Raw genomic sequence first — 16,045 nt, 5'->3', positions numbered from 1 at the left:
GCGCGCGTCATGTATTGAATACCGGAGAGGAACTGCGAGGAGGGCCCGATGGCCGAAGAGACGCGCCGCGACGATCCGTTCACAGCGATGCTGGAGGCGCAGATGAAGCTGGCGCACGGCATGGCGCAGCCGATGATCGGCGGCACCGATAGTCCGGCGAAGCTGCCCGACCCCGAAGAGATGCGCGAATGGGCGGAGAATGCGGGCAAGCTGCAGGCGATGTGGCTGGAATTTCAGGGCAACCACGCGGTGCCGCAGGCCGCCCCGGAGCTGTCGGGCGATCCGGCGCGCTGGTTCGCGCTGATGGAGAACTGGACCAGGAGCCTCCCCTTCGCGGCCGACATTGAGGCGCAGCAGAAGCTGTGGCAGGACAGCGTCGCGCTGTGGCAGTCGGTGTGGGCCGGAATGTCCGGCGATACCGTCGAGCAACCCGATCTGCCGCGCAAGGATCGCCGCTTCGCCGACGAACGCTGGCGCACCCAGCCCGCCTTCGCGCTGATCCACCAGACCTATCTGCTGCTGGTCGAGCGGATCGAGGCGATGGTCGACGATCTGCAGGGCCTGACGCCGGACAAGCGCGAGCAGCTGAAGTTCGCGACCAGGGCGATGGCCGACGCGCTGAGCCCCGCCAATTTCGCCGCGACCAATCCGGTGGTGCTGGAACGGACCATGGCGACCAAGGGCGAGAACCTGGTCGAGGGTATGCGGCATCTCCTGGCCGATCTCGACAAAGGCCAGCTGACGCATACCGACAGCGGCGCGTTCACGCTGGGCGAGAATATCGCGGTGACGCCGGGCAAGGTGGTGCACGAGACGCCGCTCTATCAGCTGATCCAGTACACCCCGACGACGGAGAAGGTGCTGGCGGTGCCGCTGGTGATCTTCCCCCCATGGATCAACCGGTTCTACATCCTCGATCTCAACCCGAAGAAGAGCTTCATCCGCTGGGCGGTCGAGCAGGGGCTGTCGGTGTTCGTGGTCAGCTGGAAATCGGCCGATGCGAGCATGGCCGACATCGAATGGGACGATTACATCCGCGCGCAGATCGAGGTGATCGACCATGTCCGCGACCGGCTGAAGGTGCCCGCCGTGCATGCGATCGGCTATTGCGTCGCGGGCACCACGCTGGCGGCAACGCTGGCGATCCTGGCGCGACGCGGCGAGGCGGACCGGGTGAAGAGCGCCACTTTCTTTACTGCCCAGGTCGATTTCCGGAAGGCGGGAGAACTGCTGAACTTCGTGGACGATCAGCAGCTCGCCGCGATCGAGAACCTGGAGACCGACGGCTATCTCGACGGGCGCTACATGGCCGCGACCTTCAACATGCTGCGCGGCACGGACCTGATCTGGAACTACGTCGTCAACAATTACCTGCTGGGCGAAAGCTACCCGGCGTTCGACCTGCTGCACTGGAACGGGGACGTGACCAATCTGCCCGCGAAATGGCACCGCGCCTATCTGCGCGACCTCTATCGCGACAACCTGCTGGTCCAGCCCGACGCGCTGTCGGCGGACGGGACCCCGATCGACCTGACGCGGGTCGAGACGCCTGCCTATATCCAGGCCGGGAGGGAGGATCACATCGCCCCGGCCGAGAGCGTGTGGAAGATACGTGAGCATTTCTCCGGCCCGACGCGCTTCGTCCTCGCCGGGTCGGGCCATATCGCAGGTGTGGTCAATCCGCCCGAGGCCAGGAAATACCAGTACTGGATCAACGAAGACGACGGCGTGCGCACCCTGGCGCAGTTCCGCGAAGGCGCGACCGAGCATCCCGGCAGTTGGTGGCCGGACTGGATCGAATGGATCGAGGGGCACGATGGCGAGGAAGTCGCGGCGAAGGGCAAGCGCGTTCCAGGGAAGAACGACGCGGATACGGTGATCGAGGACGCGCCGGGACGGTACGTGATGACGCGCTGACCTTCGGTGCCCCGCTAGCAGTACCGTCTCCTCATTATTGTGCACTGCACAAAAAAGCTTGCGTTTCGCGGTCGCAGCATCTATTTGTGCACTGCACAAGACGATGAGGCAGATTCCATGGCCGATCAGGACGAAGCGAAAGTGAGCGCGAACGAGGCCGCCGAGGCGGCTTCGGCTGAGAAGGCGATCGCGCAGACCTACGAAGCCAAGACGACCGGCAAGCCGGAAGCGCCGAAGCCGACGGCAACTGCGAAGACGGTTGCGGCCAAGCCTAAACCGAAGCCGGTCGCGGCGAAGGACAAGCCTGTTCCGGCGAAGAAGCTGGCGAAGAAATCCCCGACGCAGAAGGCCAAGGCCAAGGCGCCGAAGTTCACCAAACCCGATACGAAGTTCAAGGAAACACCGATCATGGATACCACCACTACCACCACCAAGAAGACCTTCACCGACACCGCCAAGGATGTCGCCGGCACCGTCCAGTCCAAGATGAAGGGTGCCTATGAGAAGGGCACCGAGATGACCGGCGAGATGGTCGCGTTCCAGAAGGCGAATGCCGAAGCGATGATCGAATCCGGCAAGATCTACTACGCCGGTCTGAAGGACATGGGCCAGATGGTCGCCGAAGACGGCAAGAAGGCCACCGAGCAGATGATCGAAGACGCCAAGGACATGGCCAAGGTCACCAGCCCGACCGAACTCGTGCAGCTGCAGGGCGATATCGCGCGCCGCAATTTCGATGCCGCGATCGCGTTCGGTTCGAAGGCGACCGAAAGCTGGATGAAGCTGGCCAACGACACCTTCGCGCCGATCTCCAGCCGCATGAGCGTTGCCGCCGACAAGGTCGCCGCTGCTTAAGCGAACGCTTTCGACGGACCGGGCTCTCCTCTCTCCTCTTTGATCCGATCCGTTAGCAGGGCCGGACGGCATGGCGCCGTTCGGCCCTTTTGCTTGCGGTCGATCGATGCCGAAACCGCCCTGATACCCCCGGCGCACCTTGCCTTTGCGCAGCGCCTTACGATATTGTCGCCATGATGACCCGGACCTGCCCAGCCCCCACCAGCATGACCGCCATCGCCCCGCGTGCGGGCGACGACGACCGGCGCGGGACCGATGGCGACAGCCAGATCGGTATCGCCACCAAGACGCGCACCCGCCCCAAGAAGCCCAGCCAGTACAAGGTGCTGATGCTCAACGACGATTACACCCCGATGGAGTTCGTGGTGATCGTGCTCAAGCGCTTCTTCCGCATGAATATGGAGGAGGCGACGCGGGTCATGCTCCACGTCCATCAGCGCGGCGTGGGGGTGTGCGGGGTCTTCACCTACGAAGTCGCCGAGACCAAGGTGAACCAGGTGATGGATTTCGCGCGCGAGAACCAGCATCCGTTGCAATGCACGCTGGAAAAGGCCTGATATTCGCGCGCGCTCTCAAAGCGGGCATGACCTGACGCCGATTTGCCGTTAAGGCCGGGCACCACAGCCCCAGCGAGCCGTCACGCCCTTGTTCAAATTCCTCCCAGCCATCGACCGCTACATCCTGCGGCTGACCATCGTTCCGATGGCGGGTGTGTTCGCCATCGCCGCCTCGCTGCTGCTGCTCGACAAGATGCGGCGGCTGTTCGACTTCGTGTCGGTGGAGGGCGGCCCGGTCGGGGTCGTGTTCAAGATGCTGGGCGCGATGCTGCCCGAATACGCCGCGCTGGCCATTCCCCTGGGGCTGATGCTCGGCATCCTGCTCGCCTTCCGCAAGCTCGCCACCTCCAGCGAACTCGACGTGCTGCGGGCACTGGGCATGAGCTACGGCCGGATGCTGCGTGTGCCCTACGCGCTGGCGGCGATCCTGATGGCAGTGAACGTCGCGCTGGTGTTCTACATTCAGCCGGTGGCGCGCTACACCTACGAGGAATTGCAGTACGAGCTGCAATCGGGCGCGCTCGGCGCCTCTATCAAGGTCGGCGAATTCACCACGCTGGCGGATCGCATGGCGCTGCGCATCGATCGCAGCGAGGACAAGGGGCGGCGCCTGATGGGCATTTTCGCCCGCATCGCGACGGAGAAGGGGGAGGTGCTGTCGATCGGCGCGCGCGAGGGCGCGTTCATGGCCACCACCGACAATCCCAACACCATCATCCTGCGCCTGATAGACGGCACGATCGTGCAGGACAGCGGCGACGAAACGCCGCGCGTGCTGACCTTCAGCCGCCACGACCTGCCGATCGATCTGCCGCGGGTGGAGGAATTCCGCACGCGCGGGGACGACCAGCGCGAATTCATCCTGCCCGAACTGCTGCGGATCGGCTGGGCCGATACCCAGCCGCCCGATACCCGCGACGCAAGCCAAGCGAGCTTCCACTTCCGCCTGGTGGAGGTGGTGATGATGCTGCTGATGCCGCTGCTGGGGCTCGCCCTGGCAGTGCCGCCCAAACGCTCCACCAGCGCGCTCGGCGTGTTCGTCTCGATCGTGCTGGTGGTCGCCTATCACAAGGTGAACCAGTATGGGGAGGATGTTGCGATGCTCGGCCGGATCGACCCCGTCGTGGCACTGTGGACGCCCTTCGCCATCTTCGCCCTGCTGATCGTATGGATGTACTACCAGCTCGCCCATGTTCCGGGCGGCCAGCCGATCGGCGCGCTGGAGCGTGTCTTCGGCAAGATCTCCAAACGGTTCGGAAAGCTGTTCGGCTGGCGCAAACGGCGCAAGCGCGCGGCAGGGCAGACCATGCTGGGCGAAGAAGAAGAAAACGAAGACGATCTTGCGGAAAGTGGCGCCTAGGATGCAGCTCGATTTCTTCCCCTCACGGCGTCTGACGCTCTATCTCGGCAAGATGTTCGTCACCCGCATCATCGCCATGCTGGCGGTGCTGGTCTTGGTTCTGATGATGCTGGACCTGCTGTCGACCAGCGGCGACATCCTGGCGGTAAAGGGCAACGGTCAGGGGCAACTGCTCTATTACGTCTCGCTGCGCATCCCGCAGCTGGTTCAGACCTTCCTACCCTATTCGGTGTTGCTGGCGACCATCATCACTCTGGTCGGGCTGAACCAGAACAGCGAAGTGATCGCGATGAAGGCGGCGGGTCTGTCGGCCCACCAGGTGCTGGCCCCGCTGTTCCTGACCGCGCTGATCGTGTCCGCCCTCACCTTCGTCTTCAACGAACGGGTCGTGACCCGCGCGACGGCGGCTCTGAATGCTTGGCAGGCGGTGGAATACGGGCCGATCCCGCGCACATCCGACACCCGGTCCAACGTCTATGTCTCCGATGGAGAGAACATCCTGATGGCGAAGACCGTCAGCGGAGCCGGGGCGGCGATGCGCCTGTCCGGCGTGACCTGGTATGCCCGCAATCCCGGCGGCGAGATCAACGATCAGCTGCGGGCGCGGCTGGCCCAGCCGACGCAGGATGGCTGGCGGCTGGTCGATGCGCAGAACTTCGACGTTGCGACCGCGGCAACGACCACCGCGCCTGCCCAGACGATCCGGACCAGTATCACCCCGGCCGAAATCGCCCTGGAAAGCGTGAAGGCCGAAACCCAGAGCCTGTGGGAATTGTCGGATTCCATCGCCGCATACGAGGCGGCGGGCCGCTCCACCGCGGAACTGCGGATGAACTGGTGGCACAAGATTTCCGGTCCGCTCGCCGCCCTGCTCATGCCTCTGCTGGGGGCTATCGCCGCCTTCGGGCTGGCACGATCGGGGCAGCTGTTCCTGCGCGCGGTGATCGCGATGGCTATGGGGTTCGCCTTCTTCCTGATCGACAACGCCGCGCTGGCACTGGGCAATTTCGGCGGCTACCCGCCGTTTCTGGCGGCGTGGGCACCCTTCCTGCTGTTCTTCCTGATCGGGGAAACGGTGCTCATCCGCACCGAAGAATAGCGCCTAGCGCAGCCGCATGGTGCTGCGCGCGATCCGGCCCACGAGCCGGGCCATGCCGGGGTGATTGGCACCGTGATAGGTCGAATCCATGCCGAGTTCGGTCGCGAGCCGCCGGTGCGCCTCGGGCAACGCGTGATAGGGCATGCTCGGCATCAGATGGTGCAGTGCGTGATAGCGCAGGCCGACCGGTGCCCATAGCTCGGCAACCACACCCGGCGGCGGGACGTTCACCGAATCGAGGAACTGGGCCGTCACCGTCATCTGCTCGCCTTCGTTCTCCCACAGATGCGCGACCACGTGCGCAACTGGTTGAGCACCGCGGCAAAGGACACGGTTGCCAGCGCGACCAGCAGCGGATGCCAGCCGAAGGCGAAGACGCTGCCGATCAGGACCCACGACCATGCGAAGCCGCCCAGCTCCTGCCACAGAACACGCGGGCGCAGCTCGCCTTCCGGCGGGCGGCGGCGGAACGCCGGATTGATCGCGAGGGCGGAAAAACGCTGCCAGGTGAGCCGGCGAACCGGCGGCAGGATCGCGCCCAGCGGGACTAGGATCGCGAAGCGCGCGATCAGAGCCACCGGCAGCAACGCTGCAATCAGGACGAAGAGCGGCAGGGACCACGGCTTCATCAGCGCCAGCGGGAGATATTCCGGATCCTCCACCGTACCGTATTGCGTACGCTTGTGGTGCAGCGTGTGCACCCCTTCGTACATGAAGGACGGAGTCAGCATCGGCACACCGACCAGCAGGTTCCAGCCAAGCCGGAAGCCCGGCAGCGCGTCGCGATGGATATGCGACAGCTCGTGGATGAACAGCAGCGCCCGGTAGAGCGCCAGCGCCGCCACGAGGCCGAGGGCGAGCGCGGCGGGCGTGCTATCGACCAGGATCGCGCCCGCGAGCGCCGCGTAACCCAAAAGCGCGGAGCCCAGCATGTCCGGCCAGTAGATAGCCGGGCGCGCCTGGGCGAGATCCTTCGTCAGGTCGCGGGCGGCGCGCAACATCGCCATGTCGTCCGCAACGCGCATGGCGCGCGGCTGCGCGGTGGGCGCGCCGGTCGTGGTGGCGGGATCGAGGGTATGGGACATATCTGTCTTCGGCTGTCTGCTTGCGGGTGGCTATGTAGGGATTGCGCAACCGATCGGCAAATGCAGGCTGTTGGCGAGAGTGATCGACTGGCTTGTTCGTCCGCGCTATTGCGCGCCAACCGCTAATCGCGCCTGAACAGGACCACCCGTGACCAACGAAAAGATCGTGATCGAACCCGTTTCCGGTAAGAAAGGCCGGGCGCAATTCGTCGACCTCGGCCGCCGCTTCGCTGCCAAGGTGCCGAACTCGGTCCCGCAATTGCGCTCCGAACAGCTGGAGCTGGTCGACCCGGACAGGAACCCGTTCTTCGGCCATGCCGAGGCGCAGCTGTTCATCGCCCGGCGCGGCGGGGAGGCGGTGGGACGCATCTCGGCGCAGATCGATCACCTCGCCCTCGCCATTCCCGTCGAACAGGGCATGGGGCCCGGAACCGGCATGTTCGGTTATTTCGATGCGGTCGATGAAGAGGTCGGGAAGGCGCTGCTCGCGGCGGCGGAAGGCTGGTTGCGCGAGCGAGGGATGACCCATGTGTTGGGACCTATCTCGATGTCGATCTGGGAAGAGCCCGGCCTGCTGGTGAAGGGGCACGATCACTCGCCCACCATGATGATGGGGCATCATCCCCCGCATTATCGGGCCTGGATCGAAGCGGCCAGCTACGAGAAGGCGAAATCGCTGCTGACATACGATCTCGACATCACGCAGGAATTCCCGCCGCTGGTGCAGCGGATCGTGCAATCGGGGGAGCGCAATCCGCGCATCACCGTGCGCCCGGTCGACCTCGCCAATTACCAGAGCGAGATGGAGATCATCCTGACGATCCTAAACGATGCCTGGTCGACCAATTGGGGCTTCGTGCCGTTCACGCCCGAGGAAGTCGCCTATGCGGGCAAGAAAATGCGCCCGATCATCCATGCGCCGCTGAACCGCATCGCGGAGGTCGAGGGGCGTCCGGTCGCCTTCATGATGACCATCCCGGACATGAACGCCGTGCTCAAGGATATCGGCGGCAAGCTGTTCCCGTTCGGCTGGATTCGTCTGCTGCGCTGGCTGAAGAAGCCGACCGGCGCCGACATGCGCGTGCCGCTGATGGGCGTGCTGAAGGAGTTTCAGAACTCACGCCTCGCCAGCCAGCTCGCCTTCATGATGATCGAATCGATCAGGCAGGAGGCCACGCGGCGCTATGGCTCGAAGCGGGGCGAGATCGGCTGGATCCTGGAGGACAATCGCGGGATGGTCGCGATCGCCGAAACGATCGATAGCCGGATCAACCGCGAATATGTGATCTATCGCCGGGATCTGTGACCGGGCGGCGCAGGCCGGCAAGCGGAGCAACGCGGGAACGTTAGAACGGCGATCGGGGTTGTTGCAGGGCACGTCGGCGCGAGGCCGCGGCACCAGTCGAGGAACCGCATCGAGATGAAATCAGCGGACGGCAAAGCGGGAGAGCCCCGGTCGGGCGACGGCGCGGGCCCGCTCGGCTCCGTGTTGCTGGTGGAAGACGACGCGGTGCTGGCCCTCGCGACCGAGGACAGCCTGCGCGAGGCGGGCGCGAGCGAGGTGACCACCGTCGCTACCACTGCGGCGGCGCTCGACCAGTTGCGCGACAGCAAGTTCGACCTTCTGATCCTGGACGTGCACCTCGCCGATCGGGACGATGGCTGGGCTATTGCTGAGCTCGTCGCCCAGATCGGCCCGCAGCCTCCGCGGATCATCTTCTCCACCGGCGCGCCCGACTCCATTCCCGAAGAGATCGCCGAACTCGGCCCGGTGCTGGAAAAGCCATACGACTTTTCCGAGCTGGTGGCCCACGCCCGCGCCCCCCGCCGCAAGGGTCTGCTGGCGCTGTTCCGCCGCTAGGGCGCTCGAACTCCTTTTCCCCGGTCCGGCGCGCGATGCCGCGCTCCCACAGTCGCATCCGCTTCGCACGTAAGGGATCACGCACGAAAAAAAGGCCTCCGCTCGGTTTCGAGCGGAGGCCTTTCGGGATCGTATCACCTGCCGCTTGGACGGGAGGGGGGTCTCGGCGGTGACAAGGACATAATGCCCCGTTCGGAAAGGGGTTCCGGCAGCGAGGAAAAAATTTTCGCAGACCCTTGGACCAAGGGACTAACCCCCTATCCTGCTTGTCAAACCTCCCTCCAATCGGCAGGGACGGAACCGACCTCCGGACCGCTCGTTTATCGCGCGTCCAAACGGGAAAGGGATTCATGTCGCTCGGAGAACAAGTAGCCGCCAACCTTCCGTATCTGCGTCGCTACGCGCGCGCACTCACGGGTTCGCAGCAGACAGGAGATGCCTTCGTCCGCGCCACGCTGGAAGCGGCGCTGGAAGACGAAGATCTCAAACAATCGCTCCAATCGGGGCGGGTGCCGCTTTACCGCGCCTTCAACAAGGTGTGGTCGAGCGCTTACATGGAAGTGCAGGACGATGACGATACGTCCGGCTCCGGCGAGCACGAGAATGCCGCGCACAATCGGTTGAAGGCGGTCACGCCGCTGAACCGGCAGGCGCTGCTGCTGACCACGCTGGAAGATTTCTCCATCTCGGAAACCGCCGAGATCATGGACATGGAAGAAACCGATGTGGAAGCGATGGTGCAGGATGCCATCGCCGAAATCGATCGAGAATCGGCCACGTCTGTCCTGATCATCGAGGACGAGCCCCTGATCTCGATGCAGCTCGAGGATCTGGTGCGCGGCCTGGGTCACGACATCTGCGGCACCGCCGCCACGCGCACGCAGGCGCAGCAGGTGGTCGCGGAACAGACCCCCGGCCTGGTGCTCGCCGACATCCAGCTCGCCGACGGATCGTCCGGGCTCGATGCGGTGGACGACATCCTCGCGATGGGCAGTGTGCCGGTGATCTTCATTACCGCCTATCCGGAGCGGCTGTTGACCGGGGACCGGCCGGAACCGACCTATCTGGTTACCAAGCCGTTCCAGGAAGCGACCGTGCGCGCGGCGATCAGCCAGGCCCTGTTCTTCAATTCGAGCCGTCCGATCGACTGATCCGTCCGGCATATCGAATAGCGAAGCGCCCGACCGCCACTGGCAGTCGGGCGCTTTTTCTTTGCGTGAAGTCCCTAGCAGGCGATCCGTGGCTCCGGGCCGATATTCAGCCCTGCAAGTCGCCCATCTTGTTCCCATCCTTCTGCCGGCGGGCGCGCATGGCGAACTCGCTCGGCTTTCGGACCGGCACGGACAGCGTGCACTCGACGCCGCTCCGTTCGAAGCGCAGGCTGACAGGATGCTTGAGCTCGTGCGCGACGATCTTCTCCACCAGATCGGTGCCGAATCCGCGCTTGCGATCGGCGGGAACGCTCGGCCCTTCCGATTCGACCCACTCGATCCGCGCCAGATCGTCGCGAACCAGCGACCAGGTTACGCTGAGGTGGCCGCCCGCTACCGACAGCGCGCCATACTTGGCGGCGTTGGTGGCGAGCTCGTGCATCGCGAGGCCCAGCGACAGGGCATCGTTGGGCGCCAGCTCCACCAACGGACCGTCGATGGTCAGTATGGTTTCGTCCGAACGCGCATAGGGGGCGATTTCGGTCTCCACCACCGCGCGGATCGGCGTGGTGCCCCATTCCGAATTCGTGAGCAGGTCGTGCGTTGCCGACAGTGCGCGAATGCGCCCGTCCAGGCCGTTGGCGAACTCTTCCAGCGTGGTTGCCCGCCGCCGGGTCAGCGAGACGATAGACAACACATTGGCGAGGGTGTTCTTGACCCGATGGTTCAATTCGCGGGTCAGCGAATTGCGGATCGAATTCTGCTCGGCGAAGAAATCGAGCGAGGCCTGGTCCTCGTACGCCTGCTTCGTCAGCAGGCGCGCGACGATCATCGACAGGGTGGCGACGGCAAGGCCGAACAGCAGCGTTATCATCGACAAGGTCGACAGCAGTTTTCCGCGCTGGCTTTCCACCTGCACGGTCATCGGGCGGTTGGCGACACGCACCTGCGCGGTAACGTAGCGCCCGGTCCTGAACTCGGGCGCGTGCGTCGCCAGCAACGTGCCGCTCTCGGGCGTCCCATCGTACAGCCGGATACCGCGCGCATCCGATACCTCCGGCGTGAGGACCGATTCCAGAAAGTCCTCGCCGTCGAAGGGACTGTAGATGAAGCCGATCAGCACCCGCTTGCCGCCGCGGATCTGGAAGACCGGCATGTAGATCAGGAAACCCGCATGGTTCCCGGTACCTTCCTGCATCAGCTTTACGGGACCGCTCGCGGTGGGACGCATCGTGCGAACCGCTTCGTCCATCGCCGTCCGGCGGGTCGCTTCGGAATACATGTCGAAGCCCAGCGCACGGCGGCTGCGCTCGGTATCGGGTTTCAGGAACGTGACCGGTACGGCGAAGGGCTGGGTCGGCGGGGGTAGCGGATGCACCCGCATCTGGCCCGGCACCTGTTCGGTCATCGCCATTTCGAAGGCGCCGATCTGATTGCGCGGCACGATCTGGGCCCAGCCGATCCCCTCTGCCCCCCGATAATCGGAATCGATTCGCAGTTCGTTTACGAAACGGCGGAACAGGCTGGCCGGAACCGCGTCCACCGACCCGAACAGCGCGGCGCCGGCACGCAGATAGGAACTGGACGTGTTGCCGCGGCGATCGAGGGCGGAAGCGATCGAGCGGGCCGCTTCGTTGAGATGGGCACGCTCCTGGCGCTGTTCGCCCCGTTCGATGGCGAACACGCTGACCAGGGTTATCACGACAATCAGCATGAAGATTGCGAGCGGCAAAGCGCGGGGGAATCGGATCAGCCAGCGGCTGTTCCGGCGCAGATGAGTAGTAGGTTCCGGATTCAATTGATGCTTGCCCATTGCCGGAAGGGACACCGGCTACTTGCCAACTCTGCGTTGGGGAACCACATGGGATGAAATTCGTTCCTCGGTTTCTCATGGGATCGCGGACTTTTGGGGGCACACGCTGCCCTCTCGTCTGGAGGGAGCTCTTCGATAACGGCATGACATCTGACGAGACGAAAAAAGCTGGGGCGGGTCAGGCACGTACGACCGCGCATGCATCCGGCAAGGGCAGACCCGACTGGTCGTCGGGCCTGCGCAGATTATACGATTCGGTTGTCGACGAGCCGCTTCCGGACAATTTCAAGGACCTGCTGTCGCAGCTCGACAAGGACAGCGAAGGTTCGAAAGACGGGCAGGGATGAGTTCGACGAAACGAACGGCCGCCGAAAAGGCCGATTTCAAACGTGAGCTGACGGAAGTCGTACCACACCTGCGTGCTTTCGCGCGCGGCCTGTGCGGGCGCCCGGACATGGCTGACGATCTGGTGCAGGAAGCGTTGCTGAAGGCATGGGCCGCGCAGGAGCGGTTCGAACCGGGCACCAGCATGCGGGCGTGGACCTTCGTGATCCTGCGCAACGCCTATCTCACCGATATGCGGCGCAACCGCTTTCGCGGCGATTACGACGAGACGGTGGCCGAACGGATCCTGACCGCGCCGGCGGGGCAGGAGGAGCCGATCCACCTGTCGGACATGCACCGTGCCTTGCTGACCCTTCCCCCGGAACGGCGCGAGGCGCTGTTGCTGGTCGGGGCCGGGGGCTTCTCCTACGAAGAGGCGGCGACGATCTGCGGTTGCGCGGTCGGCACCATCAAGAGCCGCGTTGGCCGGGCGCGTTCGGCGCTCAACGCGATGCTGGCCGACGGGTCCATTCCCCAGCGCTCGCGTGCAGACGACGGCGCGCACCGCGCCATCCTCGAAGAGCTGGACGATGTCGCGGCGGGCAACGGCGTGGCCGAACCGACGCTCGGGCGGAAATAGGCTCCTCTGCGCGCGCCGCGTGAACACTCGTTCGCGGCGTTGCGCTATGGTATGGGCTGACCATGGAAACGATGTCGCCTGAGGGGACGCCGGAGGGGGCGGAGCGGTCGCCGTCCACCGATCCGCTCGGGGTGCAGGAGGACGTTTCCGCTCCTGCGCGGCAGATGACGTTCGCCGACCAGGAATTGCGGCTTATCAGTCTGCTCGTGCTTATTCTGGGCGCAGGCCTTTTCCTGGCCCTGCCTTTCGTCCTCTCGATCGGCTCGGTCGTCTTCCTGCCGGTGACGACCGCGATCATCTTCACGATCCTGCTCGCGCCGCTGGCGGATCGCCTGTCGGGTTGGGGCGTGCCCAACACGCTTGCCTCCATCCTCGCCATCCTGTTCTTCATCGGGGTGCTGGCGATCGCCTTCGCGGTGATCCTTCAACCCGCCATTTCGCTGTTCGATACACTGCCCGCCCTGATCGAGCAGGTCGGAGCGCGCTTCGCCGAGCTGCGCAGCCAGTTCGGCTGGCTCGCACGCGCCAACACGGTGTTGAACGAGGCGCTGGGTCAGGAGGGGAGCGACCGCGTCGTGCTCGCCAGCCCTTCCTTCGTGCAGGAACTGGCGATCGGCGCGCCGAGCGTCGTACTGGAGGTGCTGCTGACCTTCCTCATGACCTTCTTCATGGTCGAGGCGCGCATTCGCATGCGGCGCAACCTGCTGTTCGGGCGCAGCAGCTTCGGCACCAGCCTGAAGGCGGCGCGCGTGATGCGCGAGGTGCAGGATCGGGTGGCGGCCTATATCCTTACGGTGGCCTGGATCAATCTCGGGATCGGCGTGATCGTTACGCTAGGTGCGTGGATCCTGGGCGTCAGCGCCCCGATGATGTGGGGAGGCCTCGCCGCCCTGCTCAATTTCATCCCTTATATCGGCCCGCTGGCGATGACGACGCTGCTCGCCCTGTTCGGCATCGGCACGTCCGAAACGGTGTTCTGGGGGCTGATGCCGGCCGCCGCCTATCTGTGCCTGCATGCAGTGGAGGCGAACATCGTCACCCCGTCCATCCTCGGCGCGCGTTTCACCATGAACCCGGTGATGATCCTGATCGCGTTTTCCTATTTCACCTGGATCTGGGGTGCGCTCGGGGCGCTGCTGTCGGTCCCGCTATTGCTGATGCTGACCGCGTTCTTCGACCATGTCGGACGACCCAACCTGGTGGGGTTCATTTTCGGCGAGCCGCTGTTCGATGCTAGCGCCATGGCCGACGAACCGGACGAGGAAGCGGTCGAAACCTGACGAGGGTCGGTGGAAAAGCAAAAGGCCCACCATAACGGCGGGCCTTCCACGTTCTCGAACAATCGGATCAGCCGCTCAGGCGGGATATTCCCAGGTCGTTCCGCGCGCCAGATTGTCGCTCGCGAACTTCCAGTTGAGCTTGTCCTTCGTCAGCGCCTTCAGATATTCCGGCCGCGCGTTCTGGTGGTCGAGGTAATAGGCGTGCTCCCAAAGGTCGATCACGAGCAGCGGGTTGATGCCGTCCTGGTCGGCCAGCGTATCGCCGTCATGCGTTTCCTCGATCGAGAGCTTGCCGCCCTTCTCGGCCAGCCAGACCCAACCGCTGGCGAAGTGGCCGGCGCCGCGTTCCTGCAGCTTTTCCTTCAGATCGTCGAGCGAACCGAAGGCATCGTCGATCATCGCCTTCAGCTCGTCGCTGGGCGACACGTCTTCGCCGACCATCGAGTGCCAGTAGAAGCCGTGGTTCCAGCTCTGCGCCGAATTGTTGAACAGGCCCTGGTCGCTGCCACGCGCGGCGGCGACGACTTCTGCAAGCTTCTTGTCCTCGTGGTCGGTGCCCTCGATCGCCTTGTTGGTCTTGTCGATATAGGCCTTGTGATGCTTGCCGTGATGGTAGCTGAGCGTCTCGGCGGAAACGGCCGGGGCGAGCGCGCCGTCGTCATACGGCAGTGGGGTGACTTCGAATGCCAATGGTATTCTCCCGTTGCATGTTGGAAAATCGTGTCGTTCGCCCCACCAACGCATGGGCCGGGCGAGAGTTGCAGCTAGCGCTCAATTTCCCGATCGGTCGCCGTGGCCACCGCCACGTTCATCGTCACGTTCGCGATCGTGCGCATGATGTCGGGCAGCATCTCCACCGCCACCAGCAGCGCGAGCGGCTCTATCGGCACGCCCATGGCAAGCGCGATCGGCCCGATGGAAATGACGAAGCTGATCGTGCCGGGCAGACTGACCGAACCCACCGATATGACCAGCGCGACCGCGATGCCCGCCGCCAGCAGGCCGGGGGAGAGGGCCACGCCCGTCAGATGCGCGACGTAGATCGCCACCGCCATGTTCATGCCCGGGCTGGTCGCGCGAAAGATCGCGACGGCGAGCGGCAGGACGAAGTCGCTCGTCTCTTCGCGCAGGCGCAGGGTCCGCGCGCTTTCGAGCATGGCGGGCAGGCTGGCGAGCGAGCTTTGCGTCGAGAGCGCCACCGTCTGCGCGGGCAGGACCGCGCGGGCAAAACGCGCGAGGCCGACCCCGCCCGCCAGCCAGGCCAGCAGATATGCGGCGACCAGCGTCAGCGCCCCCATCGCGGACACCGTCAGGATGTAGTGCAGCAGCGTCAGGAACGCGCCGTTCCCGCCCGCCCTGACCGCGACGCCGAGTGCGAGCGCGAAGACGCCGACCGGCGCGACCCACAGCACCCAGCCGATGATGACCAGCATGGCATTGCCGAGCGCGCGGAAGAACCGCCGCAGGACGTCTCCCTGCCCGCGCGGCAAGCGCGACAGGGCGACCGCGAACAGCGCGAAGAAGATCGTCAGCGGCAGCATCGCGGTTTCCGCGGCGGCCGCGATCAGGTTGGGCGCGACGAGCGAGGCGATGAACTCTCCCACCCCCGGAACCTCTTGCGCCGGGCCATTCGCTCCGGCCGCCAGCAGGGCGTTTGCCGCGGCGGGTATCGGGAAAATGTCGAGCAGCAGCGGCATCAGCACCGCGCTCGCCACGCTGCCCAGCACCAGCGCCAGCGCCATCCAGCCCAGCATGCGCCGCGCCACCGCACCCGCCCGCGCCGCCTCCACCAGCTGGCTGATCCCCATCACCAGCAGCGCGCCGACCAGCGGGATGATCGTCATCTGCAAGGCGCGCAGCCACATCGCGCCGATGGGGGCGGTGATCGCGAGCACGGCCTCCTCGACCTGCGTGCCCGCCAGCAGCGAGCCGACCAGCAGACCTCCGACCAGCCCGGCAAGCGTCCACCAGACCGGAATCCGGATGCTTACCAGCCCGCCGTCGGCATCGCGGTCTTTCTCGCTTTCGGTTACGGCCATGCACCCACCCCTTCACATCGCGCGGATCACGCGTAACAGACGGGTGGCAAACAACATACATGCG

At 64.9% G+C, this 16,045-nt stretch carries 14 protein-coding genes and 1 pseudogene; 11 read left to right on the top strand and 4 right to left on the bottom strand.

The features are described from left to right. Positions 1-48: 48 nt before the first annotated feature. From F7D01_RS08595 to lptG, 5 genes are all read left to right on the top strand, one after another. Positions 49-1,917, top strand: a complete 1,869-nt coding sequence (locus tag F7D01_RS08595; RefSeq protein WP_215227207.1) for an alpha/beta hydrolase — start codon at positions 49-51, stop codon at positions 1,915-1,917. A gap of 117 nt (positions 1,918-2,034) precedes the next feature. Beyond that, complete coding sequence (phaP, locus tag F7D01_RS15425; protein ID WP_215227206.1) at positions 2,035-2,772, top strand: phasin family protein; 738 nt, start codon at positions 2,035-2,037, stop codon at positions 2,770-2,772. Between the two features lie 206 nt (positions 2,773-2,978). Further along, a complete protein-coding gene (gene clpS / locus F7D01_RS08585) occupies positions 2,979-3,329 on the top strand; it encodes an ATP-dependent Clp protease adapter ClpS (protein ID WP_215229732.1) in 351 nt (116 codons plus the stop codon). 88 nt (positions 3,330-3,417) lie between these two features. Continuing rightward, a complete protein-coding gene (lptF, locus tag F7D01_RS08580) occupies positions 3,418-4,689 on the top strand; it encodes an LPS export ABC transporter permease LptF (protein WP_215227205.1) in 1,272 nt (423 codons plus the stop codon). Position 4,690: 1 nt separating this feature from the next. After that, positions 4,691-5,788 carry an LPS export ABC transporter permease LptG gene (gene lptG / locus F7D01_RS08575; protein WP_215227204.1) on the top strand — a complete coding sequence of 366 codons (1,098 nt, stop codon included), beginning with the start codon at positions 4,691-4,693 and terminating at the stop codon, positions 5,786-5,788. A gap of 3 nt (positions 5,789-5,791) precedes the next feature. Here the strand turns inward: lptG and F7D01_RS08570 are convergent. After that, positions 5,792-6,813: pseudogene (locus F7D01_RS08570) on the bottom strand (fatty acid desaturase). Positions 6,814-7,021: 208 nt separating this feature from the next. On the opposite strand from F7D01_RS08570, the gene F7D01_RS08565 reads away from it, so the two are divergent. The 3 genes from F7D01_RS08565 to F7D01_RS08555 all read left to right on the top strand — a co-directional run bounded on the left by F7D01_RS08565 (position 7,022) and on the right by F7D01_RS08555 (position 9,885). Then, complete coding sequence (locus F7D01_RS08565; protein WP_215227203.1) at positions 7,022-8,179, top strand: GNAT family N-acetyltransferase; 1,158 nt, start codon at positions 7,022-7,024, stop codon at positions 8,177-8,179. A 114-nt stretch (positions 8,180-8,293) separates the two neighbouring features. Next, the gene (locus F7D01_RS08560; protein ID WP_215227202.1) at positions 8,294-8,734 is read left to right on the top strand and encodes a response regulator; all 441 of its coding nucleotides are present in this window, start codon (positions 8,294-8,296) and stop codon (positions 8,732-8,734) included. A gap of 350 nt (positions 8,735-9,084) precedes the next feature. After that, on the top strand, positions 9,085-9,885 hold the full coding sequence (locus F7D01_RS08555; protein ID WP_215227201.1) for a response regulator: 801 nt from the start codon (positions 9,085-9,087) through the stop codon (positions 9,883-9,885). Between the two features lie 106 nt (positions 9,886-9,991). On the opposite strand, the gene F7D01_RS08550 is transcribed toward F7D01_RS08555, so the two are convergent. Next, positions 9,992-11,599 (bottom strand): CHASE domain-containing protein, encoded by a 1,608-nt coding sequence (locus F7D01_RS08550; RefSeq protein ID WP_251566650.1) that lies wholly within the window; start codon positions 11,597-11,599, stop codon positions 9,992-9,994. Between the two features lie 242 nt (positions 11,600-11,841). Here F7D01_RS08550 and F7D01_RS08545 point away from each other — a divergent pair, with 242 nt between their 5' ends. The 3 genes from F7D01_RS08545 (at position 11,842) to F7D01_RS08535 (ending at position 13,942) form a co-directional block, all read left to right on the top strand. Next, positions 11,842-12,045 (top strand): NepR family anti-sigma factor, encoded by a 204-nt coding sequence (locus tag F7D01_RS08545; protein ID WP_215227199.1) that lies wholly within the window; start codon positions 11,842-11,844, stop codon positions 12,043-12,045. Next, positions 12,042-12,662, top strand: a complete 621-nt coding sequence (locus F7D01_RS08540; protein WP_215227198.1) for a sigma-70 family RNA polymerase sigma factor — start codon at positions 12,042-12,044, stop codon at positions 12,660-12,662. The genes F7D01_RS08545 and F7D01_RS08540 overlap by 4 nt, the downstream gene beginning before the upstream one ends. Positions 12,663-12,724: 62 nt before the next feature. Further along, positions 12,725-13,942 carry an AI-2E family transporter gene (locus F7D01_RS08535; protein ID WP_251566648.1) on the top strand — a complete coding sequence of 406 codons (1,218 nt, stop codon included), beginning with the start codon at positions 12,725-12,727 and terminating at the stop codon, positions 13,940-13,942. Positions 13,943-14,017: 75 nt separating this feature from the next. Here the strand turns inward: F7D01_RS08535 and F7D01_RS08530 are convergent, their stop codons facing one another. Next, complete coding sequence (locus tag F7D01_RS08530) at positions 14,018-14,632, bottom strand: superoxide dismutase (RefSeq protein ID WP_215227197.1); 615 nt, start codon at positions 14,630-14,632, stop codon at positions 14,018-14,020. Positions 14,633-14,706: 74 nt separating this feature from the next. Further along, positions 14,707-15,981 carry a dicarboxylate/amino acid:cation symporter gene (locus F7D01_RS08525; protein ID WP_215227196.1) on the bottom strand — a complete coding sequence of 425 codons (1,275 nt, stop codon included), beginning with the start codon at positions 15,979-15,981 and terminating at the stop codon, positions 14,707-14,709. Positions 15,982-16,045 lie beyond the last annotated feature (64 nt).

The organism is Erythrobacter sp. 3-20A1M, assembly GCF_018636735.1.
Classification (GTDB): Bacteria; Pseudomonadota; Alphaproteobacteria; order Sphingomonadales; family Sphingomonadaceae; genus Alteriqipengyuania.
The sequence above is the reverse complement of the archived record's forward strand: the minus strand, read 5'-3'. Positions and strand labels throughout refer to the sequence as shown.

Bases quoted from the DNA above. Each gene is read 5' to 3' on its own strand.
- F7D01_RS08560 (WP_215227202.1), top strand. From the start codon at position 8,294: ATGAAATCAGCGGACGGCAAAGCGGGAGAGCCCCGGTCGGGCGACGGC.
- F7D01_RS08555 (WP_215227201.1), top strand. From the start codon at position 9,085: ATGTCGCTCGGAGAACAAGTAGCCGCCAACCTTCCGTATCTGCGTCGC.
- phaP (WP_215227206.1), top strand. From the start codon at position 2,035: ATGGCCGATCAGGACGAAGCGAAAGTGAGCGCGAACGAGGCCGCCGAG.
- F7D01_RS08525 (WP_215227196.1), bottom strand. From the start codon at position 15,981: ATGGCCGTAACCGAAAGCGAGAAAGACCGCGATGCCGACGGCGGGCTG.
- F7D01_RS08595 (WP_215227207.1), top strand. From the start codon at position 49: ATGGCCGAAGAGACGCGCCGCGACGATCCGTTCACAGCGATGCTGGAG.
- F7D01_RS08535 (WP_251566648.1), top strand. From the start codon at position 12,725: ATGGAAACGATGTCGCCTGAGGGGACGCCGGAGGGGGCGGAGCGGTCG.
- F7D01_RS08550 (WP_251566650.1), bottom strand. From the start codon at position 11,599: ATGCTGATTGTCGTGATAACCCTGGTCAGCGTGTTCGCCATCGAACGG.
- clpS (WP_215229732.1), top strand. From the start codon at position 2,979: ATGACCGCCATCGCCCCGCGTGCGGGCGACGACGACCGGCGCGGGACC.
- lptG (WP_215227204.1), top strand. From the start codon at position 4,691: ATGCAGCTCGATTTCTTCCCCTCACGGCGTCTGACGCTCTATCTCGGC.
- F7D01_RS08545 (WP_215227199.1), top strand. From the start codon at position 11,842: ATGACATCTGACGAGACGAAAAAAGCTGGGGCGGGTCAGGCACGTACG.
- F7D01_RS08540 (WP_215227198.1), top strand. From the start codon at position 12,042: ATGAGTTCGACGAAACGAACGGCCGCCGAAAAGGCCGATTTCAAACGT.